The organism is Stenotrophomonas sp. MYb57 (assembly GCF_002966815.1).
Taxonomy (GTDB): domain Bacteria; phylum Pseudomonadota; class Gammaproteobacteria; order Xanthomonadales; family Xanthomonadaceae; genus Stenotrophomonas; species Stenotrophomonas indicatrix.
Map to the genome: position 1 here is coordinate 1,110,118 of NZ_CP023271.1, position 25,101 is coordinate 1,135,218.

At 66.9% G+C, this 25,101-nt stretch carries 30 protein-coding genes; 6 read left to right on the plus strand and 24 right to left on the minus strand.

Going from position 1 to position 25,101, the window contains the following annotated elements; translation table 11 throughout:
* Positions 1-7: 7 nt before the first annotated feature.
* The 14 genes from mgtE to CLM74_RS05175 form a co-directional block, all read right to left on the minus strand.
* A complete protein-coding gene (gene mgtE / locus CLM74_RS05110) occupies positions 8-1,369 on the minus strand; it encodes a magnesium transporter (RefSeq protein WP_025874026.1) in 1,362 nt (453 codons plus the stop codon).
* Between the two features lie 281 nt (positions 1,370-1,650).
* A complete protein-coding gene (ptsP, locus tag CLM74_RS05115; protein WP_025874025.1) occupies positions 1,651-3,420 on the minus strand; it encodes a phosphoenolpyruvate--protein phosphotransferase in 1,770 nt (589 codons plus the stop codon).
* 2 nt (positions 3,421-3,422) lie between these two features.
* Complete coding sequence (locus CLM74_RS05120; RefSeq protein WP_025874024.1) at positions 3,423-3,692, minus strand: HPr family phosphocarrier protein; 270 nt, start codon at positions 3,690-3,692, stop codon at positions 3,423-3,425.
* Positions 3,685-4,077, minus strand: a complete 393-nt coding sequence (locus CLM74_RS05125) for a PTS fructose IIA component family protein (RefSeq protein WP_025874023.1) — start codon at positions 4,075-4,077, stop codon at positions 3,685-3,687. The genes CLM74_RS05120 and CLM74_RS05125 overlap by 8 nt, the downstream gene beginning before the upstream one ends.
* A gap of 410 nt (positions 4,078-4,487) precedes the next feature.
* Complete coding sequence (gene rapZ / locus CLM74_RS05130) at positions 4,488-5,372, minus strand: RNase adapter RapZ (RefSeq protein WP_032951584.1); 885 nt, start codon at positions 5,370-5,372, stop codon at positions 4,488-4,490.
* Positions 5,373-5,399: 27 nt separating this feature from the next.
* Positions 5,400-6,350: an HPr(Ser) kinase/phosphatase gene (hprK, locus tag CLM74_RS05135; protein ID WP_004147299.1), complete on the minus strand. Its 951-nt coding sequence runs from the start codon at positions 6,348-6,350 to the stop codon at positions 5,400-5,402.
* Positions 6,347-6,799, minus strand: a complete 453-nt coding sequence (locus tag CLM74_RS05140) for a PTS sugar transporter subunit IIA (protein ID WP_032977285.1) — start codon at positions 6,797-6,799, stop codon at positions 6,347-6,349. Before CLM74_RS05140 ends, hprK begins: the two co-directional genes overlap by 4 nt.
* A 21-nt stretch (positions 6,800-6,820) precedes the next feature.
* Positions 6,821-7,138 carry a ribosome-associated translation inhibitor RaiA gene (gene raiA / locus CLM74_RS05145; RefSeq protein ID WP_004147311.1) on the minus strand — a complete coding sequence of 106 codons (318 nt, stop codon included), beginning with the start codon at positions 7,136-7,138 and terminating at the stop codon, positions 6,821-6,823.
* Positions 7,139-7,196: 58 nt separating this feature from the next.
* A complete protein-coding gene (locus CLM74_RS05150) occupies positions 7,197-8,636 on the minus strand; it encodes an RNA polymerase factor sigma-54 (protein ID WP_105163567.1) in 1,440 nt (479 codons plus the stop codon).
* 40 nt (positions 8,637-8,676) lie between these two features.
* On the minus strand, positions 8,677-9,396 hold the full coding sequence (gene lptB, locus CLM74_RS05155) for an LPS export ABC transporter ATP-binding protein (protein ID WP_025874019.1): 720 nt from the start codon (positions 9,394-9,396) through the stop codon (positions 8,677-8,679).
* Positions 9,396-9,920 carry a lipopolysaccharide transport periplasmic protein LptA gene (gene lptA, locus CLM74_RS05160; RefSeq protein WP_025874018.1) on the minus strand — a complete coding sequence of 175 codons (525 nt, stop codon included), beginning with the start codon at positions 9,918-9,920 and terminating at the stop codon, positions 9,396-9,398. The genes lptB and lptA overlap by 1 nt, the downstream gene beginning before the upstream one ends.
* A gap of 105 nt (positions 9,921-10,025) precedes the next feature.
* Positions 10,026-10,601 carry an LPS export ABC transporter periplasmic protein LptC gene (gene lptC, locus CLM74_RS05165; protein ID WP_025874017.1) on the minus strand — a complete coding sequence of 192 codons (576 nt, stop codon included), beginning with the start codon at positions 10,599-10,601 and terminating at the stop codon, positions 10,026-10,028.
* The gene (locus CLM74_RS05170; RefSeq protein ID WP_033830524.1) at positions 10,598-11,146 is read right to left on the minus strand and encodes an HAD hydrolase family protein; all 549 of its coding nucleotides are present in this window, start codon (positions 11,144-11,146) and stop codon (positions 10,598-10,600) included. The genes lptC and CLM74_RS05170 overlap by 4 nt, the downstream gene beginning before the upstream one ends.
* Before the next feature lie 66 nt (positions 11,147-11,212).
* Positions 11,213-12,214 (minus strand): KpsF/GutQ family sugar-phosphate isomerase, encoded by a 1,002-nt coding sequence (locus CLM74_RS05175; RefSeq protein ID WP_025874015.1) that lies wholly within the window; start codon positions 12,212-12,214, stop codon positions 11,213-11,215.
* A 54-nt stretch (positions 12,215-12,268) separates the two neighbouring features.
* Between CLM74_RS05175 and CLM74_RS05180 the strand changes: the two genes are divergently transcribed.
* Genes CLM74_RS05180 through CLM74_RS05190 form a run of 3 tightly spaced genes read left to right on the plus strand, consistent with a single transcriptional unit; the run spans position 12,269 to position 14,106 of the window.
* Positions 12,269-12,499: a BolA family protein gene (locus CLM74_RS05180; RefSeq protein ID WP_025874014.1), complete on the plus strand. Its 231-nt coding sequence runs from the start codon at positions 12,269-12,271 to the stop codon at positions 12,497-12,499.
* A 21-nt stretch (positions 12,500-12,520) separates the two neighbouring features.
* Positions 12,521-13,795, plus strand: coding sequence for a UDP-N-acetylglucosamine 1-carboxyvinyltransferase (murA, locus tag CLM74_RS05185; RefSeq protein ID WP_025874013.1), 1,275 nt, complete (start codon positions 12,521-12,523; stop codon positions 13,793-13,795).
* Positions 13,792-14,106 carry a hypothetical protein gene (locus CLM74_RS05190; RefSeq protein ID WP_105163568.1) on the plus strand — a complete coding sequence of 105 codons (315 nt, stop codon included), beginning with the start codon at positions 13,792-13,794 and terminating at the stop codon, positions 14,104-14,106. Before murA ends, CLM74_RS05190 begins: the two co-directional genes overlap by 4 nt.
* A gap of 115 nt (positions 14,107-14,221) precedes the next feature.
* Here the strand turns inward: CLM74_RS05190 and CLM74_RS05195 are convergent, their stop codons facing one another.
* The 7 genes from CLM74_RS05195 to purM all read right to left on the minus strand — a co-directional run bounded on the left by CLM74_RS05195 (position 14,222) and on the right by purM (position 19,130).
* Positions 14,222-14,905 (minus strand): DUF3108 domain-containing protein, encoded by a 684-nt coding sequence (locus tag CLM74_RS05195; protein WP_105163569.1) that lies wholly within the window; start codon positions 14,903-14,905, stop codon positions 14,222-14,224.
* 2 nt (positions 14,906-14,907) lie between these two features.
* Entirely contained in the window at positions 14,908-15,705 is a 798-nt protein-coding gene (locus CLM74_RS05200; RefSeq protein WP_025874010.1) for a DUF3108 domain-containing protein, read from the minus strand.
* Positions 15,706-15,773: 68 nt separating this feature from the next.
* The gene (gene purN / locus CLM74_RS05205) at positions 15,774-16,430 is read right to left on the minus strand and encodes a phosphoribosylglycinamide formyltransferase (protein ID WP_025874009.1); all 657 of its coding nucleotides are present in this window, start codon (positions 16,428-16,430) and stop codon (positions 15,774-15,776) included.
* Entirely contained in the window at positions 16,427-17,038 is a 612-nt protein-coding gene (locus CLM74_RS05210) for a DUF2238 domain-containing protein (protein WP_199776092.1), read from the minus strand. Before CLM74_RS05210 ends, purN begins: the two co-directional genes overlap by 4 nt.
* A 94-nt stretch (positions 17,039-17,132) precedes the next feature.
* The gene (locus CLM74_RS05215) at positions 17,133-17,555 is read right to left on the minus strand and encodes a hypothetical protein (RefSeq protein WP_105163571.1); all 423 of its coding nucleotides are present in this window, start codon (positions 17,553-17,555) and stop codon (positions 17,133-17,135) included.
* A complete protein-coding gene (locus CLM74_RS05220; protein ID WP_105163572.1) occupies positions 17,552-18,049 on the minus strand; it encodes a hypothetical protein in 498 nt (165 codons plus the stop codon). Before CLM74_RS05220 ends, CLM74_RS05215 begins: the two co-directional genes overlap by 4 nt.
* A gap of 22 nt (positions 18,050-18,071) precedes the next feature.
* On the minus strand, positions 18,072-19,130 hold the full coding sequence (purM, locus tag CLM74_RS05225) for a phosphoribosylformylglycinamidine cyclo-ligase (RefSeq protein ID WP_105163573.1): 1,059 nt from the start codon (positions 19,128-19,130) through the stop codon (positions 18,072-18,074).
* 112 nt (positions 19,131-19,242) lie between these two features.
* Here purM and CLM74_RS05230 point away from each other — a divergent pair, with 112 nt between their 5' ends.
* Genes CLM74_RS05230 through hda form a run of 3 tightly spaced genes read left to right on the plus strand, consistent with a single transcriptional unit; the run spans position 19,243 to position 22,246 of the window.
* Entirely contained in the window at positions 19,243-20,370 is a 1,128-nt protein-coding gene (locus CLM74_RS05230; RefSeq protein WP_223482051.1) for a DUF2066 domain-containing protein, read from the plus strand.
* Positions 20,367-21,539 carry an AI-2E family transporter gene (locus tag CLM74_RS05235; protein ID WP_080149494.1) on the plus strand — a complete coding sequence of 391 codons (1,173 nt, stop codon included), beginning with the start codon at positions 20,367-20,369 and terminating at the stop codon, positions 21,537-21,539. The genes CLM74_RS05230 and CLM74_RS05235 overlap by 4 nt, the downstream gene beginning before the upstream one ends.
* Positions 21,539-22,246 (plus strand): DnaA regulatory inactivator Hda, encoded by a 708-nt coding sequence (gene hda / locus CLM74_RS05240; protein ID WP_032977533.1) that lies wholly within the window; start codon positions 21,539-21,541, stop codon positions 22,244-22,246. Before CLM74_RS05235 ends, hda begins: the two co-directional genes overlap by 1 nt.
* Positions 22,247-22,960: 714 nt before the next feature.
* Here the strand turns inward: hda and murU are convergent.
* From murU to CLM74_RS05255, 3 genes are all read right to left on the minus strand, one after another.
* Positions 22,961-23,671 (minus strand): N-acetylmuramate alpha-1-phosphate uridylyltransferase MurU, encoded by a 711-nt coding sequence (murU, locus tag CLM74_RS05245; RefSeq protein WP_105163574.1) that lies wholly within the window; start codon positions 23,669-23,671, stop codon positions 22,961-22,963.
* 11 nt (positions 23,672-23,682) lie between these two features.
* Positions 23,683-24,708, minus strand: coding sequence for a phosphotransferase (locus CLM74_RS05250; protein WP_105163575.1), 1,026 nt, complete (start codon positions 24,706-24,708; stop codon positions 23,683-23,685).
* Positions 24,709-24,772: 64 nt separating this feature from the next.
* A complete protein-coding gene (locus CLM74_RS05255; protein ID WP_025874000.1) occupies positions 24,773-25,042 on the minus strand; it encodes a GlsB/YeaQ/YmgE family stress response membrane protein in 270 nt (89 codons plus the stop codon).
* Positions 25,043-25,101: the final 59 nt, after the last annotated feature.

Sequence of the window (25,101 nt, forward strand, 5' to 3'; positions counted from 1 at the left end):
GTTCCAGTCAGTGCAGCAGGACCATGGTGGCCAGGCCGAGGAAAGTAAAGAAGCCCATCGAGTCGGTCACCGCTGTCAGGAAGATGCCGCTGGCCAGCGCCGGATCGAAGCCGAAGCGCTTCAGGCCCAGGGGCACCAGCACGCCGGCAAGCGCCGCGAACAACAGGTTGCAGGTCAGCGCGATGGCGATCACGGCCGAGAGTCCGGGCGAGTGGAACCAGGCGAGCACGATCAGGCCCAGCACCGAGCCGAGCACCACGCCATTGAGCAGGGCCACCCGCACTTCCTTCCACAGCAGCGTGCGTGCGTTGGAACTGCCGACCTGGCCCAGTGCCAGGCCGCGCACCATCAGCGCCAGTACCTGGGTGCCGGCGTTGCCGCCGAGGCCGGCGACGATCGGCATCAACACCGCCAGGGCGACCAGCTTGTCGATGGTGCCCTCGAAGTGGCCGACCACGCTGGAGGCCAGGAAGGCTGTGCACAGATTCACCGACAGCCACATCAAGCGGCGGCGCATCGCGCGCCAGACCGGGCTGAACAGGTCCTCGTCCTCGTCCAGGCCGGCGGCGCCCAGCGCCTGGTGCTCGGCCTGGCCACGGATGATGTCGACCACGTCATCGATGGTGATGCGGCCGATCAGGATGTTGTTGTCATCCACCACCGGCGCGGAGATCCAGTCATGGTCGGAGAACTGCCGCGCCACTTCCTGGTCGCTCTCGCCGACATCGATGGCAGGCTGCTCATCGTCGATCAGGCGGTTGATCGGGGTGGTGTCTTCGTGGGTCACCAGCGAGGCCAGCGACACCCGGCCCAGGTACTGGTGGCGGCGGCTGACCACGAACAGGTGATCGGTGTGGTCCGGCAGTTCGCCGCGCAGGCGCAGGTAGCGCAGCACCACATCGACGTTGACGTCGGCGCGTACCGTCACCACGTCCGGGTTCATCAGGCGGCCGGCGCTGTCCTCGGGGTAGGACAGCACCTGCTCCAGGCGCTCGCGGTTCTCGCGGTCCATCGACTTGAGGACTTCGTCGATGACCGTGTCCGGCAGGTCTTCGACCAGATCGGCCAGATCGTCGATGTCGAGGTCTTCGACCGCGGCGATGATTTCGTCCGGGTCCATGTCCGCGAGCAGGCTTTCGCGCACGTCGTCGCCGACGTGGACCAGCACCTCGCCATCGTCTTCCGGATCGACCAGGCCCCAGACGATCTCGCGTTTGCCCGGCGGCAGCGATTCGAGCAGGTTGCCGATCTCGGCCGGCGCCAGGGTATTGACCAGACGGCGTACCGGGCCCAGCCGACCGCTGTCCAGTGCATCGGACAGCATCCGCAACTGGCGCGCAGTCTTGTCGTGGCGTACGGCCTCAGCCATCGCAGCTCCCGCGGGATAAGAAAAGCCGCGATCCTGGCAAGGATGCGGCAACAGGGGTGTTCAGCGCGTCATTATCGCAAGGGGATGTTTCAGCGCATACCCCGCTGGCCACAGGCCACTGGGGTCCACGCATGCCACCTCATCCCCCGCCTGTCGGCGCGCTCCTTGAACAACAAGGGGCTGCTGCTCCAGACCGAATCCGCCGGGCATGGCCCGGCGCTACCAAAGGTGACACGCGGCGGTATCGCCGGGCCGTGCCCGGCGAGCGCGTAGCGCGGGGGTCAGGACGCGTCCGCCACAAGCGCCAGCCAGCGCTCGATGCCGCGGCGGTCACGCATGCCCAGCAGCTTCGGTGCGCGGGCGCGCAGGGCTCCCAGATCGGCATCACGGACAGCACGGCGTACTTCCAGCAGGGTGCCCGGGTGCAGGCTGAACTCGGTCAGGCCCAGTGCCAGCAGCAGCGGGGTCATCCGTGCGTCGCCGGCGATTTCGCCGCATACCGCCACCGGGATGCGATGGCGTGCGCCGGTCTCGATCACCATCTGCAGCAGGCGCAGCACGGCCGGATGCAGCGGCGAATACAGTTCGCCCAGTGCTTCGTTGTTGCGGTCGGCGGCCAGCAGGTACTGCACCAGATCGTTGGTGCCGATCGACAGGAAGTCGACCAGATCGATGAAGCTCTCCAGCGCCAGCGCGGCGGCGGGTACTTCGATCATCGCGCCCAGTGGCACGTGCTCGGCCACCATGTGGCCCTCGGCGCGCAGTTGCTCGCCCAGTTTCAGCATGCGCCGCCGTACCGCCAGCAGTTCGTCGCGGGTGCTGACCATGGGCACCAGCACGCGCAGCTTGCCGTAGGCCGAGGCACGCAGGATCGCGCGCATCTGGGTGTCGGCCACCTTGGGCCGGGCCAGCGACAGGCGCACGCCGCGCAGGCCCAGCGCCGGGTTTTCCTCGTTGCTCAGGGTCAGGCCGGTGCGGTCGGCCTTGTCTGCACCCAGGTCGAGGGTGCGGATGGTCACCGGCCGGCCACTCATGCCCAGCGCCGCATCGCGGTAGGTCTGGAACTGTTCTTCTTCGTCCGGCAGCTCGTTGCGCTGCAGGAACAGGAATTCGGTGCGGTACAGGCCCAGGCCGTGGGCGCCCAGCGCATGCGCCTGGGTCACATCTTCCAGCGATTCGGCGTTGGCCAGCAGTGCGATGTCGACCTGGTCGCGGGTGCGGCTGGGCTTGCTGCGCAGGCGGCCAAGCTCGCGCTGCTCGCGTGCGTGCTCCTTCAGGCGCGCCCGGTAATCACGCAGGTTGTCGGCCTGCGGGTTGACGGTGATGCTGCCGTCGGCGCCATCGATGATCAGCACGTCGCCGTCGATCACCTTGTTCAGCAGCTGCGGCACGCTGACGATCAACGGCAGGTGCAGGCTGCGGGCAAGGATCGCACTGTGCGAAAGCGCGCTGCCAGCGCTGGTGACGATGCCGACCACGCCGTGCGATTGCAGCTGGGCCAGCTCGGAAGGGGCGATGTTGTCGCAGACCAGGATTTCGCCGGCCAGGCCCTTCACCGCTGCGGGCCGTTCCGGCTGCAGGAACGCGTGGATGCGCCCGATCACATGGTCGAGGTCGTCCATGCGGCTCTTCAGGTAGGCATCGTCCATGCCGTCGAAGACTTTGGCCAGGCGGTCGCGCTGCAGGCGCAGTGCGTAGCCGGCACTGTAGGGGCCGCTGCGGATCAGTTCGTCCAGGCCGAACAGCAGTTCGGGATCGTCCAGCAGCAGTGCATGCAGGTCGAGGAACTCGCCCACTTCCTGGTTCAGCGCGCCATGCAGGCGCTGGCGCAGCTCGTGCATCTCCGTGCGCGCCGCGTCCACGGCGCGGTGCAGGCGTGCCAGCTCGGATTCAACCTGGGAGGGGGCGACGCGCTGTTCGGCCACTTCCAGTGCATGCGGCAGGCGCACGCGGGCGCGGCCCATTGCCGTGCCGCGGGCGGCGCCGTGGCCGGCCAGCAGCTGTACCGGCCGTTGGCCGGTAGGGGTTTGGCCGGCGCGCGCGCGCGGCACGCTCAGTTGTCCTCGTCGAAGCGACGCTCGAACAGGTCGACCACCGCATCCATCGCGGCGACTTCGTCTTCGCCGTTGATGCGGATGGTGACCGGCGTGCCTTGCCCGGCCGCCAGCAGCATCACGCCCATGATGCTCTTGGCGTTGATCTCACGGCCCTTGGCGGCCATGGTCACGTTGCAGCGGAACGGCGCCAGGGTCTGCACCAGCTTGGCGGTGGCCCGGGCATGCAGGCCCAGGCGGTTGCTCACAGTGAGTTCTCGTTCAAGCATCGTCGACTATCGCTCCATTACGGGTGCCCGCCGCCGCAGTGGCGGGCAGTTGATCCAGTCCCTGTTCCGGATAATTCATCACCCGCAGCAACATCGGCAGACTCAGCGCCGACACCCGGCGAACCGGGGTCCCCAACCGGGCCAGCTGCCCGGCAAGGTTGGCAGGGCTGGCGCCGTACAGGTCGGTCAGGATCAGCACGCCATCGCCCCCATCGACCCGCCGCAGAGCGGCCGAGGCGAGCGGGAGCAGAGCATCCAGGTCTGCGTCGAACGGTACTTCGAAAGCTTCGGTCTTCAGCGGCAACTGCCGCAGAAGCCGGGTCGCCACGTCGAGCAGGGCGATCCCGACCCCAGGATGTGTTACGAGGAGAATGCCACAGGTCATTACTGCACGTTAACAGGTCAAGGTGAATTGGCGATAGCAGCAGGAGAGGGGCACTGTGTCCCGTATTCAGCGTTGTTCGGGTCAGAGCCCTTTTTCGTTGAAAAAGGGATCCGACCCCATCCGTTTTTTCGATGCCTGACAGAGATTCATCCACGCATGGCGTGGATCTACCGTGTCGACCAAGGTCGACACCCACCAACAGCCAAACGACGATGCGCCGCTATCTGTCGAAGGCGGGGTGGGTCCGGTGTCGGGGGTGTCCGCGGCATGGATGCCGCGGCCAAGCCCCCAAGGATGGGTTTACGGCGTCCCCCGCCACCGGACCCACCCCGCCGTCCCACGTAATCCGGCTCTTGCCGTTGACGTTGCCGTGGTTTCTGCGGGTGCCGGGCGCAGCCCGGCCGACCCCCTCAATCCTGTTCGCGGTGGTACGTCGCCACGTCTTCCCAGCCCATCTCACGCGCATGGCGGGCCAGACGTTCGGCCAGGAACACCGAGCGGTGCTTGCCGCCGGTGCAACCGAAGGCCACCGTCACATAGCTGCGGGTGCCATCGCCCAGCTTGGGCAGCCAGGTATCCAGGAAATCCATCAGCTGCGCCAGGTAGCGCTGCACATCCGGCTGCGCCTCCAGGTAGTCGCGCACGCCGGGTTCGCGGCCGCTCAACGCACGCAGTTCCGGATCCCAATGCGGGTTGGGCAGCACGCGCGCGTCGAACACGAAGTCGGCCTCGGCCGGTACGCCACGCTTGTAGGCGAACGATTCGAACAGCAGCGACAGGCGGCTGGCATGGCCCATCGCAAATTCAGTGATGATCCGGCGCCGCAGCTGGTGCACGTTCAACGCACTGGTATCGATCACCGCATCGGCTTCGCGGCGCAGCGGCGCGATCAGCTCGCGCTCACGGGCAATCGCTTCGGGCAGCGACAGGCCCAGCTGGCTCAGCGGGTGCCGGCGGCGGGTGTCGGCGTAGCGCTTGAGCACCGTTTCATCGCTGGCCTCGAAAAACAGCACCTTGGCGTCGACGCCGGCATCGGTGGCCAGCTGCCGCCAGCTGGACAACTGGGTCAGGTCGCTCTGCCCACGCACGTCGATGCCCACTGCCAACCGGCGCGATGCCGCGCCGTCATGGTGGCTAAGCACATTGCGCACGAAATCCGGCAGCAGCTGGATCGGCAGGTTGTCCGAACAGTAGTAGTCCTGGTCCTCGAAGGTCTTCAGGGCGACGGATTTACCCGAGCCGGACAGGCCACTGACGATGATCAGGGTCGGGGCGGTGGGAATGACGGTGCTCATGGACGGGCTCTTCGAAGGACAGGGAGGTCAGGGCGTTCGCCGTTCCAGCAGGTTGCTGTGGCGGGCGATGAACATCGCCGCCGGGTCGATACCCTTGGTACGCAGAATGTGCAGGCGGGTGGCCGCCTCGGTCAGGACGGCCAGGTTGCGGCCGGGCATCACCGGCAGGGTGATCAGCGGCACGTCCAGGTCCAGCACGTGGCGCGTGCCCGAGTCGCCGGTCAGGCGCTCGTAACCATGGGGGGTGGGCTCGGTCATCGGCTTGGTCAGGTGGACGATCAGCCGAAGGTACTTGTTCTTCTTTACAGCGGTGTCGCCAAACATCTCGCGCACGTTCAGCACACCCAGGCCGCGCACTTCCAGCAGGTCCTGCAGCAGTTCCGGGCAGGTGCCATCCAGCACGTCGGGGGCGATCTGGGTGAACTCGGGGGCGTCGTCGGCCACCAGGCGGTGACCGCGGCTGAGCAGTTCCAGGGCCAGCTCGCTCTTGCCTGATCCCGCTTCACCGGTGATCAGCACGCCGATGGAGTAGATCTCCATGAACACGCCATGCAGGATCACCCGCGGCGCCAGCGTCCGGGCCAGGTGGTAGGACAGATGGTTGAGCAGTTCGTGGCCGCGCTTGGGTGACAACCACAGCGGCGTGCCGGATTCATCGGCGGCCGCGCGCAGGTCTTCCGGGCACGGCTGGTTGCGGGTCAGCACCAGCGCCAGCGGATGCGACTGCATGATCTTTTCGATGGTTTCCCAGCGCTGGCGTGGTTCCAGCGCGTCCAGCCAGGACAGTTCCTCGGTACCGAGGATCTGTACCTTGTTGGGATAGATCGCATTGAGATAGCCGGCCAGCGAAGGGCGTCGCGAGACCGTATTGCCGGCCTCCAGCTCGCGCTTCTCGCCGGATTTGCCCGCTGCCCAACGCAGGCCGAGCCGCTCTCGCTGCTGTTCGAACAGTTCGCGGGCAGTGATGCTGGTATTCATGCGGCGCTCGCCGGTGGGGTCAGGTCCAGGGCCTGGCGCAGCTCTCGTGCATCACCGGCCTCGCGCAACGCCTGGCGGATGCAGGGCGCGGAAAACAGCTCGGCCAGCTCGGACAGCAGCATCAGGTGTTGATGGGTGTAGTGGGCGGGAACGGCCATGGCGAACACCAGGTCCACCGGCTCGTCACCACCGAAATCGACCGGGGTCTGCAGACGCAGCAGCGCACCACGGGGACGATCCAGGGTCGGCGCACGACCATGCGGGATGGCGATGCCGTAGCCGATCGCGGTACTGCCCAACGCCTCGCGCTGGCACAGGTTGAGATAGATCTGTTCGGCGTTGGCCTGGCGGCAGGCCAGCAATCCGGCCGCGGCCTGCAGGACGCTGTCGCGGTCGGTGGCCGTGCAGAGCTGGGTCTGCACGGCCGCCAGGAGGTCAGTCAGGGGCATGTCTGCGGGGAGCGGTGGCGATCAGCCACCATTGTCGCCCACCGGCAGCGGTGCGTGCTGCTGTTTTTTCTCCTTGTGCTTGATCACCAGGCGGTCAAGCTTGTCCGCCAGCAGGTCGATCGCCGCATACATGGTCTGCGCATTGGCTTCAGCGTGCAGGGTCTGACCCGGAATATTGAGGCTGGCATCGACGTGGTGTTCAGTCTTCTGCAGCTTGAGCGTCACCCGCGCTTCGCAGTGCTGGTCGAAGTGTTTGCCGATCCGGGCCAGCTTCTCCTCTACATAGGACTGCAGGGCCGGGGTGACTTCGACATCTTTGCCAAACGTTTCGATGCGCATCGGGTTTCTCCTTTGATCGGAAGTGCCAATGAACCTCTCCGCCGGGCGCGGCGGCGCGTCAAACGATTCTGACTCTTTCGTGCGAGGCGGAGATGTTCATGGCCTCACGATACTTCGCCACGGTGCGGCGCGCTACTGGGATTCCCGACGATTTGAGCAGGTCAGCCAGCTTGGCGTCAGAAAGCGGCTTGCGTGGGTTCTCGTCATCGATCAGGCGCCGGATCATGGCCTGGATGGCGGTGCTGGACGCTTCGCCGCCGCCGTCGGTGTCGATGCCCGAAGCGAAGAAGGCGCGCAGCGGCAGGGTGCCGCGTGGCGTACGCACATGTTTGCGGGCGATCGCGCGCGATACGGTGGATTCGTGCAGGCCCAGTTCGCCGGCGATCTCGCGCAGGGTCAGCGGGCGCAATGCCTGTTCGCCGAATTCAAGGAAGCCGGCCTGCTGCTGGATCAGGCTTCGCACTACCCGCAACAGCGTCTCGCCTCGCGCCTGCAGGCCCTTCAGCAGCCAGCGCGCCTCCTGCAGCTGGCCGCGCAGATAACCGGCATCGGCGTCACCGCAGCGGCGGATCATCTGCTCGTAACCGCGGTGGATCACCAGCTTGGGGCCGGCATGGGCGGCCAGCGCGGCGCGCCAGATGCCGTTCTGCCGCCATACGACGACGTCGGGCACCACGTAGGTGTCCTGGGCGAGCGGGGCGATCTGGGTGCCGGGGCGCGGGTCCAGCGAGCGCAGCAGGGCCACGGCGGTCTCGACCTCGGCCAGCGGCTGTTTCAGCTGCTGGGCCAGGCCGGTCACGCCGGAGCGCGGCAGTTGTTCCAGTGGGCCGGCGGCAACCTGCCGGGCCAGGGCCAGGCACGGGGTATCAGCAGGAAGCACGTCCAGCTGCAGTTGCAGGCATTCGCCAAGGCTGCGTGCGGCCACGCCTACGGGGTCGAAGCGCTGGATCTGGTGCAGCACGGTCAGGATTTCGTCTTCACCGGCGTGGATCGCCGGCAACAGCGCTTCGGCGATGGCCGAGAGCGGCTCGCGCAGATAGCCGTCGTCTTCCAATGAATCGATCAGCGCGGCGCCGATGCTGCGGTCGCGCTTGGACAGGTGGGTCAGGTGCAGCTGCCACAGCAGGTGGTCGGCCAGGGTTTCGGTTTCGGCAACGCGTTCGGCGGCACTGCCGTTGTCGTCGTCGTCATCGAAACTACCGCCGCTGCCGCCACTACTCCAGTCCAGCTCGGCAGGCGCCCAGTCGTCGCCGCTGCTTTCAGCGTTGTCGGGCGGGGCGTCATTGTCGCCGCCCGCGTCCTCGCTGCTGCCGTCCTTGTCGACACCGGCGCCTTCGTCGCTGCTGTCCGACCAGTCCAGCAGCGGATTGCTCTCCACCGCCTGGGCGATTTCCAGCTCCAGCTCGATCGTGGACATCTGCAGCAGCTTGATCGCCTGCTGCAGCTGGGGCGTAAGCACCAGCTGCTGTCCCAACGATGTCTGCAGCCGAGTCTTCATGCCTGTGCCGAACGGAAGGGAGAGGGCCCGGCGGCCGCGGTTACAGCTTGAAGGAGTCCCCAAGGTAGACGCGACGCACGTCGGCATTGTCCAGGATCGCCTCGGGCGAGCCCTGGGCCAGTACGGTGCCCTCTGCGAGGATATACGCGCGGTCGCAGATTCCCAAGGTCTCGCGCACGTTGTGGTCGGTGATCAGCACACCGATGCCGCGTTGCTTGAGATGGGTGACGATGCGCTGGATTTCGCCGACCGAGATCGGGTCGACACCGGCGAAGGGTTCGTCGAGCAGGATCAGGCGCGGTTTGGCGGCCAGTGCACGGGCGATCTCGCAGCGACGGCGCTCACCACCGGACAGGCTGGCGCCGAGCTGTTCGGAAACATGCCCAAGCTGCAGTTCGTCGAGCAGGCTGTTCAGTTCGCGCTCGCGGCCCGCCGAATCCAGGTCCTCGCGCAGTTCCAGCACCAGGCGCAGGTTGTCGGCCACGGTCAGCTTGCGGAACACCGACGGTTCCTGCGGCAGGTAGCCCACGCCCTGCTTGGCGCGGGTGTACATCGGGTCGCCGGTGATGTCCTTGCCGTCCAGCACGATGCTGCCGGCATCGGCACCGACCAGGCCGACGATCATGTAGAAGCAGGTGGTCTTGCCGGCACCGTTGGGACCGAGCAGGCCAACCACTTCACCGGCGTCCAGGGTCAGCCCGAAGTCCTTGACGACTTCGCGCTGCTTGTAGCGTTTGCGCAGGCCAGTTGCGACGAGCATTACTTCTTGCCTCCAGCCGGAGCCGGAGCGGCAGCAGGCGTCTTGTTCTTCGGCGGAATCACGGTGCGCACGCGGCTGCCATCACCGCCGGAGTTCATTTCACCGCTGCGGGTGTTGTAGACCATGCGCTGGCCCGCATTGGTGCCGCGCGCGCTGGTGACCTTGTAGTTGCCGGTCAGGGTGATGATCTCGGTGGTGATGTCGTAGTCGATCCGGTCGGCCACCGCATCCATCCAGGTGCCATCGTCGAGCTGCTGTTTCATCTTGGCCTGCTTGCCGGTGAACACCGCACGCACGGCTTCGCCGCCCTTGAGGTAGATCTCCGCTTCGGACGAGCGCAGGTCCAGGGTGCCCTGGGTGATGATCACGCCACCGGACAGCACGGTCTTGCCATCACCGGTGAGGGTGCCGGACTGCGCACCGGAATCAATGTTCATCGCTTCGTTGCGGTCCGTCGACTTGGCAAAGGCGACAGCGGGGACAAGAAGACTGAGTGCGAGCACGGCTGCAAAGGGAATCTTCATCGGGGTCCGTTCTACCGGTGGTGGCCCTCCGGCGGGACCGGGGGCGGCGGGTGGGGGCTGCCGGCTTCGCGCCTGTCGGGAAGACGTCGCGGGCGGGCGGCGGAATCAGCGCTTGGGCGTGTAACGGCCCTTGGACTGGCTGAGGAAATGATACGTGTTGTTCTTCGAATCCACCTCGAACCCGACGCCGGACTGCTCCATGCCGGGCCGGGTCATGGTCACCAGGGCATCGGTGCGGGCGCGGTTGTCCTTCGGGAATACATCCAGGTGGTCGGTGCGGAAGGTGGTCGGGACCACGCCCGGGCCGGCCGGGCTGTCGCCGGCGACGTTGCCCCGCAGCTTCATCTCGTCGCCCTTGGCACTGAGCCAGCCGGTCTGGGCGCGCAGCGTCCAGTGCTTGCCATCCTTGTCGGGCATTTCGAACAGCGGCGTGGTGATGTTGAGCGTCTGGTCACCACGCTGGCGTTCCAGCAGGGGCGCGCGCAGGGTGGTCGATTCCTTGCCATGTTCGTCCAGGGCGACGATCTGGAAATCGTGCAGGATGTAGTCCACGCCGGCGTCCTGGCCTTCGACGGCAGGTGCCTTTTCGCGGTTGCGCAGCGCCGCCCAGCTGCTCAGCAGGGCCGCCAGCAGCAGGCCGACGCCGAGGATCATCCGCCAGTTCAGGGTGGGGGCATTCATGCGCCGAACCTCGCCAGCACGGCGTCCACGCGGCCCTGCGCGGCCAGCAGCACGTCGCACAGCTCGCGCGCGGCACCACGGCCTCCGTCGGCACGGGTGATCCAGTGCACGCGCTCGGCGATCCACGGATGGGCATTGGCCGGAGCCACCGCCAGGCCGACCGCGCCCAGTGGCGCCAGGTCGGGCAGGTCGTCACCCATGAAGGCCACCTGCTCCAGGCCGATGCCGTGCTGGGCGCACAGCGCCTGCACGCTGGCCAGCTTGTCGCCCACGGCAATCTGGGTGTCGATGCCCAGGTCGGCGCCGCGCTTGAGCGCGGACTGGCTGTTGCGCGCGGTGATCAGCACGGGGTGGATGCCGTGCTGCTGCAGCAGTTTCAGGCCCAGACCATCCTGCACGAAGTACGCCTTGCTCTCGTTGCCATCCTTGTCGTAGTACAGCCGACCGTCGGTGAGGGTGCCGTCCACGTCGAAGCAGGCCAGGCGGATACCGGCCGCAACGGCATGCAGGTGGGTGGGGAAGGCGGGCAGGGGGGACCAGGGCATCAGGGCATCGGACTCGGTGGTTGCGGGCTCGTTGGTACAGACTGAATGGGGTCTACGGACTGTCGGTTAAACCACCCGCGCCCGCAACAGGTCATGAATGTTCAGGGCGCCGACCGCGCGGCCCTGGCTGTCGACCACGATCAGGCCGGTGATCTTGTGGGTTTCCATCAGCCGCGCAGCCTCCACCGCCAGCTTGTCGGCGCTGATGGTGCGCGGTTGCCGGGTCATCACATCGGCGATCCTGGCGGTGCGCACGTCCAGGTCGGTGTCCAGGGCGCGGCGCAGGTCGCCGTCGGTGAACAGCCCGATCAGCACGCCCTGGTCGTCGACCACGGCGGTCATGCCCAGGCGCTTGCGGCTCATCTCCATCAGCGCTTCGCTGAGGCTGGCGCCGACATCGACCTTGGGCAGGTCCTCGCCGGTGTGCATGACGTCGGTGATGTGCAGCAGCAGGCGGCGGCCGAGGCTGCCGGCCGGGTGCGAACGGGCGAAATCGTCGGCGGTGAAGCCGCGTGCATCCAGCAGGGCCACCGCCAGCGCGTCACCCATCGCCAGCGAGGCGGTGGTGCTGGAGGTGGGCGCCAGCGCCAGCGGGCAGGCTTCGGCCGGCACGCTCACATCCAGGTGGAAATCGGCGGCGCTGGCCAGGCTCGACTGCGGGCGGCCGGTCATGGCGATCAGCACATTGCCTTGGCGCTTGAGCACCGGCAGCAGCATCAGCAGCTCATCCGATTCACCCGAATAGGACAGGGCCAACACCACGTCGTCCTCGGTGATCATGCCCAGGTCACCATGGCCGGCCTCGCCCGGGTGCACGTAGAACGCCGGGGTGCCGGTGGAGGCCAGGGTGGCGGCGATCTTCCGCGCGACATGGCCGGACTTGCCCATGCCGGTGGCGACTACCCGGCCGCGGCTGCCCAGGATCGCCCGGCAGGCCTGCTGGAAGGCATCGCCGAGGCGGTCGGCCACGGCGTCCAGCGCCTGCCGTTCGATCTCGAACACGCGCCGGCCACTGGCGACCAGGGCGGCAGGGTCGGCGGAACGGGGGGGCAACAGGGATTCGGCCATGCGGACGCCACGCAGCGGAAGTAGAATGGACGCACATTTTATTAGGAAAGCCCGTTGGACGCCGACACCATCCGCAATCTGATCGAAACCGGCCTGCCCGGCGCCCGCGCCGACGTGCAGGGTGACGATGGCGTGCATTTCGAAGCGACCGTGGTCAGCGAGGCCTTTGCCGGCAAGCTGCCGCTGGCCCGCCACCGGATGGTGTATGCCACTCTGGGTGACCTGATGGGCGGCGCGATCCACGCGCTCGCACTGAAAACCGTGACCCCGGCCGAAGCCGGCTGAACCGCAGAAGATCCCCAATACATGGCCAAGATCGTTGTGACCGGCGGCGCTGCGCTGCACGGTGAAGTAAGCATCTCCGGCGCCAAGAACGCCGTCCTCCCCATCCTGTGCGCGACCCTGCTGGCCGATGCGCCGGTGGAGATCACCAACGTGCCGCATCTGCACGATGTGGTCACCACGGTGAAGCTGCTGGGCGAACTGGGCGCGAACGTGACCATCGACCAGGGCACGCTGTCGCGTGGCAGCGCGATCGTGGTCGACCCGCGTCCGGTCAACCAGCATGTGGCTCCTTATGAGCTGGTCAGGACCATGCGCGCCTCGATCCTGGTGCTGGGCCCGCTGCTGGCCCGTTTCGGCGCCGCCGAAGTATCGCTGCCCGGCGGCTGCGCGATCGGTTCGCGCCCGGTCGACCAGCACATCAAGGGCCTGCAGGCACTCGGTGCCGACATCGTGGTCGAGAACGGCTTCATCAAGGCCACCGCCAAGCGCCTGAAGGGTGGCCACTTCACCTTCGACATGGTCAGCGTGACCGGTACCGAGAACGTGCTGATGGCCGCAGTGCTGGCCGAAGGCACCACCATCCTCGACAACGCGGCGATGGAACCGGAAGTCACCGACCTGGCGCATTGCCTGATCGCTCTCGGCGCGAAGATCGAAGGCCTGGGCACCGCCCGCCTGGTCATCGAAGGCGTCGAACGCCTGTCCGGTGGCCGCCATGAAGTGCTGCCCGACCGCATCGAAACCGGCACCTTCCTGGTGGCCGCAGCGATGACCGGTGGCAAGGTCACCGTCAACCGCGCGCGCCCGAACACCATGGACGCGGTGCTGGCCAAGCTGGTGGAAGCCGGCGCGACCATCGAGACCACCGAAGACAGCATCACCCTGGACATGCACGGCAAGCGGCCGAAGGCAGTCAACCTGACCACCGCGCCGTATCCGGCGTTCCCGACCGACATGCAGGCGCAGTTCATGGCGCTCAACTGCGTGGCCGACGGCGTGGGCGTGATCAATGAAACGATCTTCGAGAACCGTTTCATGCACGTCAACGAGCTGCTGCGCCTTGGCGCGGATGTGCAGGTGGAAGGCCACACGGCCATCGTGCGTGGTCACGAGCGCCTGAGCGGTGCACCGGTGATGGCAACCGACCTGCGCGCGTCAGCGTCGCTGATCCTGGCCGGCTTGATGGCCGATGGCGATACCACCATCGATCGCATCTACCACCTTGATCGCGGCTACGAAAACATCGAAGAAAAGCTGTCTTCGCTCGGCGCCACCATCCGGCGCGTAGCCGCATGATCCTGCGCGGCAGGTTCAGCCGTCGCCGCAAGGCGCTTCTGGTGCTGGTGCTGATCGTGCTGGCGTGGCTGGGCTATGCCTGGTACGCCAACATCGCCATCACCAAGGGCATCGAGCAGAAGGACATGGACTGGAATGGCGACGGCACGGTAACCCGTGAAGAGATCATCCAGTCGTTCTACGCGGTTGCGGTGAACGACAGCCAGGAGGGCAGCCGCCATTGCCGCACGTTCGTGCGCCGATCCACGGGCGAGCAGATCCGGGTCGACTGCCGCACCGAGTTCAAGCCGGCGGAAGAAACGAAGAAATGAAAAAACGCCCGCGAAAGCGGGCGTTTTTGTGTGCGGGGCGTGAATCCACGCTTGGCGTGGATCGACGTTGGGCGGTAGCGCCGGGCCATGCCCGGCGAGCGCGCAGCGCGTTCGGTCAGTTCATCGCCTTGATGGTCAGGTCCAGCGCATCGCGGCCGCTCTCACGCTGCAGCATGCGCGCCGGCACCGGGAACTCCGGCACGATCCAGGCGATCAGCTCCTTGTTGCCGTCGACGCGAGAGACCTTGGTGGCCTCGTAGCTCTTGCCGCCGACGGTGACCGATTCCTTGCCCACCACGCGGTAGGTCATGTTCTTGATACGGCCTTCGTCGACCATGCGATAGGTCAGCGGCTTGCCGGCGGCCAGGTCGCGGGCGATGGCCAGGTTGATCAGCAGCGCGTCCATGTCGCCGGCCCTCAGGGCGATCGGTCCGGCGCGGTCCGGCTTGATGTCGCCGGTCCAGGTGGCCTGGTTGCTGGTCCAGTTGTAGTTGGCCTGCACATTGCGCTTCTTCACCAGCAGCGCAGAGCGGTCCTGGCTGCTGAGCGGTCGCAACTGCCCGCGCACTTCCTCGAACACCGTGGTCTGGCTCAGGTCCGCCAGCTGGTTCTTGACCTGCAGGCTGTAACGCCACTTGTTGGTGCCTTCGCTGGCCAGGGTCATGCTGCCATTGGCCTGCATGCCCATGTAGCTGGCGAGGTAGTCGGCCTTGAACGGCTGCAGGGCCATGGCCGGCAGGCTGGCCACCGACAGTGCGGCAGCGGCGATCCAGGTCAGGGGGCGGGTCAGGGTGTTCATGCTCAGACTCCTTGGTATTCGATCAGGCGCAGATCGACGCGATCTTCGCCGTCTTCACGTTGCAGGATGCGCACCGGGGTGGGGACACCGTTGGCGATCCAGAGAATGGTTTCATTGTTGCCGCCGTTGGTGCGATACACCCGCAGCGCGTTGTAGGACAGGTCGCCGACCTCGACGTTCTCGGTCTGCGGCGCAGCCTGGTAATCGTGCTGGCGCACCTTGCCCATGTCGACGTAGCGATAGTGCATGGCCGCGCCGGGACGGGCGTCGCGCATGATCGCCAGGTTGATCAGCAACGCGCTCTGGTCGCCGGCCTGCAGTGGAATCGGCTGGGCGCGCTTCTTTTCCACGTCGCCGCTCCATTGCGCGGTACCGGCCTGCCAGTTGTAGGTGCCGACCGCCTTCTTGCCGAGGAACAGGCCCTTGCGCACCGTGCTCTGGCTGAGCGGCGCATACACACCGCTGCGCTCCTCGAACACCGTGCTCTGCTCGATGTTCAGGCCGAGCACGCTGGCAAAGCCGCGGCGGCCGACCACCTGCATGTCCACCCGCCACTGGCTGCCGCCGGTGTGGGTGACCTGCATGGTCGCATCGCCTGCTTCCTTGCCCTTGAAGAACGCCTGGTAGGTCGCGCTGAACGGCTGCAGCGGCGGCGGCTCCCAGGCCAGTGCAGGCAACACCGGCGGCGCCACCTCCGCAGGTGCCGGCGCAGCGGGCGCTGTTGCCTGGCCCCAGCCCGCACAGGCAAGGACGGCAAGCGGCAGCAGCAGAGTTGTACGCAGCAGGGACGTGGTCTTCATGGCCGACAGGAACCGCAGGAGGGGAGCAGGATGCCAGCCCCGCAGTCAGCGGGGCGTGTGCACGGGCGTTACCGGTTCAGGTTTCCGGCGGAATCTAGAGCCAAGGGGCTAAACAGGGGGTGACCGTCGAACATCGGCTGGCCTTCCCGTTCAGCCAGGCGGCCTGCACAGAGCAGTTCCAGGGTGGCGATCAGCAGCGGATGCTCCACCGCAAGCACGCGTTCGGCCAGGGTCTGCGCATCGTCGCCGGCAAGCACCGGAACCCGGGCCTGCGCCAGCACCGCGCCGGCATCCAGTTCCGGCACCACCAGGTGCACGCTGGCGCCGTGCTCGCTATCGCCGGCCTCAAGCGCCCGTGCATGGGTGTGCAGGCCCTTGTGCAGCGGCAGCAGCGAGGGGTGGATGTTGACCAGGCGGCCATTGAACCGCTGTACGAAATCGGCGCCCAGAATGCGCATGTAGCCGGCGCAGACGATCCAGTCCGGCGTGGATGCTGCCAGCGCATCACCCAGCGCCTGCTCGTAGGCGGCGCGGTTGCTGAATTCCTTCGGCGCATGCCCCCAGCGTCGATCCGTTGCCACCCGCTCCAGGGCGGTCGCATCGGGACGATCGGAGAACACGCCGACAATCTCGGCCTGCAGTCGCCCTGCCGCGATGGCGTCGACAATGGCCTGCAGGTTGCTGCCGCGCCCGGATGCCAGCACCGCGATTCGGCGGATGCTCATCGCACCACGCTCCGGCGTACCAGCGGCCACAGCAACAGGCTGCCCAGGGTCGCCAGCAGCATGTCCGCATGCGCGTCCCACATGTCGCCCTGCTGGCCGTTGTAGGCCTCAGCCGCTTCCGGCGACAGGGCAAGGGCGATGCCCCATTCCAGCCACTCATACACCAGGCTGGAACACATCACCGCCATCACCGCCAGGGTGAATGCCTGGCCGATGCGCAGCGCAGGCCAGGAATGTCGCGCCAACTGCAGCAATGCGGGGGTGAAGCAGACGCCATAGAGGAAGTGGATCAGGCGATCGAAGTGGTTGCGCTGCCAGCCAAAGACTGCGTCCGGCGACCACCCGAGCAGCGACTGCAGCCATGCGTCATACGGCACGTTGGAGTACAGCCAGCGCGCGGCCACGCAGTGGATGGCGATGAAGCCGCAGATGGCGATGAACGCGCCGTTGCCCAGCTGCCAGCGCCGGTCCACCCACCACAGGGCCAGCAGGCCGATCACCGTCAGCGAACTGTGCAGGGTCTGCTCGAGCGGCCACAGCGGATGGATCCAGGTGGCGGCGAAGATGCCCAGCACCGCGACCAGTGCGGCCTTCTTCGGTGCCGACAGGGAGTGGGTGGCGCGGTTGCGGGCGAGCGTGGAGGCAGCGGGCGTGGACATGTCGGGGCGATCAGCAGAAGAGACGGAACATGCGCTTGCCAGCTCAGACGCTGACGTGGTCGCCGCGGTCGAACAGGGCGGCGATCTCCGGCTTGCGCAGGAAATACACCGCGTAGGCGGTCAGGGCCATGCCCAGTGGGCCGGCCATCACCGCTGCCCAGACCGCGCCGCGACACCAGGCCAGGTGGCTGCGCTGGCCAAGCAGCCGCGCGGTGCGCAGCTGCAGGAAACCCAAGCCGATGGCCAGCAGCGACACCGCGGCGTACACCGTCGCCAGCACCGCGCCGTCGTCCATTCCGCGTTCGAAGGCGACGATGCCGACAAAGCCGAGGAAGACCAGCGCTGCCAGCCAATGGAAGCCGGCCAGCGCGTAGAACAGGATCTTCAGGTTGTGCAGGTGGCTTGCGGTCTGCAGGTCGGCCAGGGCCTGCCGTGGCAGCGGCGGTGGGTTCATTCCATCGCTCATGCCACACCCGCCTGGCCAGCGAAGGCGGCTTTCACCTGCGGGCGCAGCAGCACGACCAGGGTGAACACGCCGAGGATGGTGCCGATGGGGGTGAACAGGCACGCCAGCCCCGCCACGATCATGCACAGCAGGTAGCGGCGCTGCCGTGACAGGCAGCGGCCGGCATAGGCCACGAAGCCTGCCAGGGTAAGCCCGCCGAGCACGATGCAGACGCCCATCACGGTGAACAGCCAGCCGACGAACTGCTGCTCTTCCGGCGATGACGGTTCACCGCCGGACTTCATCGGCAGCGAGCCGGACAGCATGGCGATGCCCAGCACGATGTGCAGGACGAAGACCAGCGAGAACACCGCCATCAGGCCAGCGACCACATAATGGCCGATCGCCAGCTGGCGCAGCTGGGTGGCGTCCTGCGGGCCGAACACCGGCACGGCCGGGTTCGGCGGCAGCACCGGCGGAGCCGGCGGCGTCGACAAGGGAGGAGGTGCGTCCATGCGGGTTCCTTTGTCCAGTGGATCAGGCGATGTGGACGCGTTCGCCGCCCTGGGCGGTGACCACCTGGCCGATCGTCCAGTGCTCCAGGCCTTCCGCCTTGACCGCAGCGGATACGGCCTCGAGCTGTTCCGCAGCGACGATCAGCACGAAGCCGATGCCGCAGTTGAAGGTGCGCCACATCTCGCTGTCTGCCACCGCGCCTTCCTTCTGCAGCCACTGGAACACCGGCGGCAGGGTCCACGACGAGGCCTGGATGTCCAGGCCGAGGCCCTCGGGCACCACGCGGATGATGTTCTCGGTCAGGCCGCCACCGGTGATGTGGGCCATGCCGTGGATGGCATCGCCGTGCGACTTCAGCAGCGACAGGATCGGCTTGACGTAAAGGCGGGTGGGGGCCATCAGCGCATCGACCAGCTTGACCCCGCCTTCCAGTTCCAGCTCGGCCGGGCGGCCGGCGCGGTCATAGATGCGACGGACCAGCGAATAGCCGTTGGAGTGCGGGCCGGACGAGGCGATGCCGATCAGCACGTCGCCGGCGGCGACATTGGCGCCGTCCTTCAGTTCACTCTTTTCGACGGCCGCGACGGTGAAGCCGGCCAGGTCGTACTCGCCCGGCGCGTACATGTCGGGCATCTCGGCGGTTTCGCCGCCGATCAGGGCGCAGCCGGCCTCGGTGCAGCCATTGGCGATGCCGCCCACGACCGCGGCGGCGGTGTCGATGTCCAGCTTGCCGGTGGCGAAGTAGTCCAGGAAGAACAAGGGCTCGGCGCCCTGCACCAGCACGTCGTTCACGCACATGGCGACCAGGTCGATGCCGATCGTATCGTGGCGGTTCAGCTGGTGGGCCAGCTTCAGCTTGGTGCCGACGCCGTCGGTGCCCGACACCAGCACCGGCTCGCGGTACTTGTTGGACAGGTCGAACAGGGCGCCAAAGCCACCCAGGCCGCCCATCACCTCCGGACGGAAGCTGCGCTTGACCAGGGGCTTGATCCGCTCGACCAGTTCGTTGCCGGCGTCGATGTCGACACCCGCGTCACGGTAGGTGAGGGGAGAAGGGGCGGAAGACGGGCTGTTGGTCACGGGCGTCGGCGCTGGCAGGGGTTGAATCGCCGATTTTAACAGGCCGCATTGGCGCAAAGGCCGTATTCGGGCAACAATTCCCCCCGGATACGTCGAGCCAATGGATGTCCTGATGCGCCGCAGCCTGTTTTTGACCCTGCTCCTTGCGCTGTGCCTGCCGGTGGCCACGATGGCCCAGAGCGGCATGCGAACCGAGGGGGATGTTGCCACTGCCAGTGGTGCGTACGAGGCCGAAGTGCCCGTCAACAGCCAAGCCGAGGCTGACCGCAACGGTGCACTTGCCCGCGCGTTGAGCGTTGTACTGGGCAAATTGTCCGGCGATCGCAGCGTCATGTCGCGCCCCGGCGTGGCGCAGGCGTTGCGCAATGCCAAGGACTATGTGGCCAGCTACGACTACAAGCAGGACCAGAGCGTGGGCGCCAGCGGTGCGCCGAGCTTCCGTACCCTGCTGGTCGCGCGCTTCCGCGAGGATGACGTGGACGGGCTGGTGTCGGCCCTGGGCCTGCCGCTGTGGCCTCAGCCCCGGCCGAAGCCGGTGCTGTGGCTGGCCGTCGACGACGGCAGTGGTCCGCGCCTGGTCAGCGTGCAGCAGGCCAACGCTGCGCGGCCGCTGCTGAGCCGGGCCATCGAGCGCGGCTACAAGCTCGGCCTGCCCAGTGGTGGCGCCGCCGAGCAGGCCCTGGCCGGTGCCATCTGGCGCCAGGACAGCGCTGCTGTCGCCCGGGCCTCGTCGCGCTATTCGCCGCCGATGCAGCTGATCGGCAAGCTTTACCGCGCCAATGGCGGCTGGCAGGCGGACTGGGTGTTCGTCGACAACGGCCGTGAACTGAACAAGTGGACCAGCAAGGACGCCAACGCCATGCGCGCGATGGCCGCCGGTGCCGATGGCGCTGCCGACGCGCTGGTCAAGCGTTATGCCAAGGCCGGTGCGGCCACCGGCCAGGCGGGCACCTACCGCGTGGTGGTGACCGGCATCAACAGTGCCGACGAATACCTGCGCCTGGCCGCCGGCCTGCGTGAAGTGGCGGTGGTGCGCAACGTCACCCCGCTGCGCGCGACCGCCGACCACCTGGAACTGAATCTGGAAATGACCACCGGCCTGGCCGGCTTCAACCGCATGCTTGGCGACAATGGCGTGCTGGTGCCGTCGGCGACACTGCCGGCCCTGCCGACGCCGATCGACGATACGACCGGTGCGCCGGCACCGGCGCCGGTCAGCAATGAGTACCGCCTGCGATGATCCTGTCCCCGGAAGCGGAAATCGCGCAGTTCCTGCGGCGGCTGAAGTTCATCCTGCTGGCCGGCCTGATCGGCTGGGTCGTGTGGCTGCTGGCGCCGATCCTGACGCCATTCGTGCTGGCGCTGGCGCTGGCCTGGCTGGGCGATCCGCTGGTGGACCGCATCGAGGACACCGGCCGCTCGCGCATGACCGGCGTGGTGCTGGTGTTCGTGGCAATGGTGCTGGTGATCGTCGCGCTGCTGCTGGTGCTGGTGCCGATGATCGAGCGCCAGATCAGCACCCTGATCGCCGCGGCTCCGCAGGCGCAGGCTTGGCTGATGGAGAAGGGCATTCCCTGGTTCGAGCAGAAGACCGGGCTGGAAGTGATGCAGTGGATGGATCCGGACCGTGTGATCGAATGGGTGCGCAGCCATTGGCAGCAGGCCGGCGGATTCGCCACGACCTTCATGGGCTACGTATCGCGTTCGGGCTTCACGGTGGTCACCTGGGTGGTCAACCTGTTGCTGCTGCCGATCCTGGCGTTCTACTTCCTGCGTGACTGGGACAAGCTGGTCGAACGCGTGGCATCGGTGATCCCACGCAACCAGATCGGCACGATCACCACGCTGGCACGTGAATCCAACGAGGTGCTCGGTGCGTTCATCCGCGGGCAGTTCCTGGTGATGCTGGCGCTGGGCGTGATCTACGCCGGTGGCCTGTCGCTGGTCGGGCTCAAGCTGGGCCTGCTGATCGGCCTGATCGCCGGCCTGATCAGCTTCATTCCCTACCTGGGCGCGACCACCGGCATCCTGATGGCGATCGTGGCTGCGCTGGTACAGGCGCAGGGGTTCGACCTGAAACTGCTGATCCTGGTGGGCGTGGTGTTCACCGTTGGCCAGCTGCTGGAGAGCTACGTGCTGACCCCGCGCATCGTCGGCGACAAGATCGGCCTGCACCCGGTGGCGGTGATCTTCGCGGTGATGGCAGGCGGCCAGCTGTTCGGCTTCCTGGGCATGCTGCTGGCGCTGCCGGTGGCGGCGGTCAGCAATGTGCTGTTGCGCTATGCGCACCAGCGTTACCGCCAGAGTGAGCTGTACGCCGGCGAGAAGCCCGCGATCGTGCTTGATGGTGTGATCGACCAGCCCCATATCATCGTGCCTGGCAATGACAAGGGTCCGGAACTGAAGTGATTGGTGTGCCGCAACTTCCGCTGGCCCTGCATTACCCGCGGGACCAGCGGCTGGAAAGCTTCATCGGCGCGCCGGACGGCGCGCTGGCGCAGCTGCATGCCATCGCGGTAGGGGCCAGCCACGACTGGGTGTACCTGGAAGGCGCGGCCGGCACCGGCAAGACCCACCAGGCGCTGGCGATGTGCTCCAGCGCCGAGCAGGCGGGGCGCCTGCCGACCTATGTGCCGCTGGCCAGCGTGGTCGGCCGGGTGCGGGTGGCGCTGGAAGGGCTTGAGCAGCGCGAGCTGGTGGCGCTGGATGGCCTGGATGCGGTGGCAGGCAATCGTGAGGATGAAATCGCGCTGTTCGATTTCCACAACCGCGCGCGCGCTGCCGACGTGACGGTGCTGTACACCGCACAGAAGTCGCCGGGCGAACTGGGCTTGGTGCTGCCGGACCTGCGTTCGCGCCTGGGCCAATGCGTGCGCGTGCTGCTGCAGCCGTTGGACGAGGAAGGCCGCGCGGCGGTGCTGCGCGAGCGCGCGCTGCGCAGAGGGCTGGCGATCGACGAGGCCGCCATCGAGTGGCTGCTGTCGCACACCGGGCGCGAGCTGGGTGGGCTGATCACGCTGCTGGACTGGCTGGATCGCGAGTCGCTGGCGGCGAAGCGGCGGATCACCGTGCCGTTCCTGCGCCAGGTGCTGGAAGAAGGCCGTCCTCGTTACTGAGGGGTGTGGTTCGGCAGGGCTGCGCCCTGCACCCGCCGAAGCCAGGGCAACGTCAACGTCAACGTCAACAGCAAAAGCTCGCTATCCGTGGGATGGCGGGGTGGCTCAGGTTGCGGGGGACGGCGCAAGTACGTCCCTGTAGCCTCGGTCGCGCCATCCATGGCGCTCACGCCCCCGCAACCTGAGCCACCCCGCCTTCGACAGGTTCCCGCGATCTGCCGTGTCGGCGTTCTGCACTGCTGTTGGTGGGTGTCGACCTTGGTCGACACGTGTCTTGCTTGTAGTGGGTGACGACCGTTGGTCGTCACAAGAGCGAAGCGACCCGCTTCTGCGTTTCTTTTTTCTTTTTCGTGGCTGGACGCGCACGGAATTTGTCAGAGGTCGTTGGCGCCATGGATGGCGACAAGTAGATCCACGCCATGCGTGGATGAGACTTTCCCAGGAAGGACTGCCTTGGATCCGACGTTCTCTGCTTGTGGTGGGTGACGACCGTTGGTCGTCACCAGAGCGAAGCGACCCGCTTCTGCTTTTCCTTCTTTTCCGTGGCTGGACGCACACGCAGACTGTCAGAGGTCGGGCGGGTGGGCCATGCAGGGGCGTTGGCGCCATGGATGGCGCCATCGAGCTTACAGGGACGTACTTGCAGCGTCCCCTGCATGGCCCACCCGTCCGGCCAAGCACGGCTTTTGATTCAAGCGACCAACCACGAGGGGCTCAGCCGTTCGCGGTCAACTCCGCATCCAGCGCATGCAGGCGATCAACGGTCCCGACATCGGTCCAGCGCCCGCGATGATGCTGCCCCGTCATCAACCCCTGTGCCATGAAATGCTTCTGCAACGGCACCACCGAAAACTTCGGTGGCACACGCTCGCTGCCCGGTGCCTCACCGATCACCGCACGCCAATCGGCCACGATCGACGGACGATAGACGCCGATGCCCGCATAGGTCAGGCACGGGCCTTCGCGGTCATGGTGCAGCACACCGTGCGCGTCCAGCCGGTAGTCGCCAGCGGGGTGCTGCGCCGGGTTGTCGACCAGTACCAGATGCGCTTGGCCGGCCGGTTCACGCGGCAGCGTGGCGAAATCGAAATCGGTCCAGATATCGCCGTTCACTACCAGGAACGGATCGTCCCCCAGCGCCGGCAATGCATTGAGGATGCCGCCACCGGTTTCCAGCGGGGTATCGCCTTCGTGCATGAAATGCAGGCGCAGGCCCCACTGGCTGCCATCGCCCAATGCGGCCGGGAACTGCTCGGCGAGCCACGCGGTATTGATCACCACGTCGTGGATGCCGAGCGCAGCCAACCGCTCCAGATGCCACGCGATCAGGGGTTTGCCGGCCACTGCCAGCAGCGGCTTGGGCGTGTGCAGGGTGAGGGGGCGCATGCGCTCACCCAGGCCGGCGGCGAAAATCAGTGCCTTCATCGATGCGGCCTTCAGCGCTGCACGCGCATCGGCGCGGCCAACTCGGCCAGTGCCGGTTTGATCCGCGTTTCCAGCAACTGCTGCAGGGGCGCCAGCTCGCGGTAGCGCGGCAGCACTTCATCGAGGTAGGCGATGAAGCGCGGCGCATCGTCCAGGTAGTGGCCCTTGTTGTCGCGATAGCGCAGGCGGCAGAACAGGCCGAGGATCTTCACGTGGCGCTGGATGCCCATCCAGTCGGCATCGCGCAGGAAGGTGGCACGGTCGGGTACCGGCAGGCCGGCATCGCGTGCGCGCTGGTGATACTGCGCCAGCCATTCGTCCACGCGCTGCAGCGGCCAGCTCAGGAAGGCATCCTTGAACAGACTTACCGCGTCGTACGCGATCGGGCCACGCACCAGGTCCTGGAAATCCAGCACCGCCGGGCCGCCATCCACCGGCATCAGGTTGCGCGGCATGTAGTCGCGGTGGGTCATCAGCTGGGCCTGGCCCAGCGCGTTGTCCATCAGCCGACGGTGCACCAGCTGCAGGCCTTCGATCTCGCCGCAGTCCAGTTCAAGGCCAAGATGGCGTTGCAGGAACCACTCGTTGAACAGGCCAGCATCACGCTGCAGCAGTGCTTCGCCGAACTGGCCGAAATCGGCCGGCACCGGAATGGCCTGCAGGCGCAGCAGCTGATCGATGGATCGGCTGAACCACTCGTCGGCATTGCGTTCGTCGAGGATCTTCGCCAGCGTCGGGCCGCCCAGGTCTTCCAGCAGCAGGAAGCCGGCGTCGAGGTCCTGGGCAAGCAGGGCGGGCACGCGCAGGCCGTGATCGTGCAGCAGGCCGCGCATGCGCAGCCACGGCGTGGGGTCTTCCAGCCCCGGCGGGGCGTCCATCACGATGTGGCTGCCGCGCTGGCTGGTGGTGCGCCAGTAGCTGCGCATGCCGGCGTCGACCGAGGCGCGTTCGACCACGGTGTTGCTGTCGTCAAGCTGGGTACGGGCCCATTGCAGGCGCTGTGCGCTGCGCTGGGGATCAGAGGCGGGTTCGGTCATGCAGGCATATCCGGGCGCGCCGGGCGCGCCAACGTCGGGGCAGAATGGAAAAGGAGAGGGCGGCTCAGCGGCGGCCGCTGAACAGGCGCAGGATCGCCAGCACGACGACCGCACCCAGCACCGCGCCGAGGAAGCCGGCCGGTTCACCGGGCGCGTACCAGCCCATGTACTGGCCGAACCAGCCGGCCAGCAGCGCGCCGATGATGCCCAGCACGATGGTCAGCAGGCAGCCCATGCGGTTGTTGCCGGGCATGAAGAAGCGTCCCAGCAGGCCGACGAAGAAGCCGACCAGGATGATGTAGAGCCAGCTGGTGCTGCCAAACAGACCGTTCATGCGATCAGTGCTCTGGAAGGTTGGACGCAGCCTAGCAAGGCCGGGCTGCGTCCGTCACT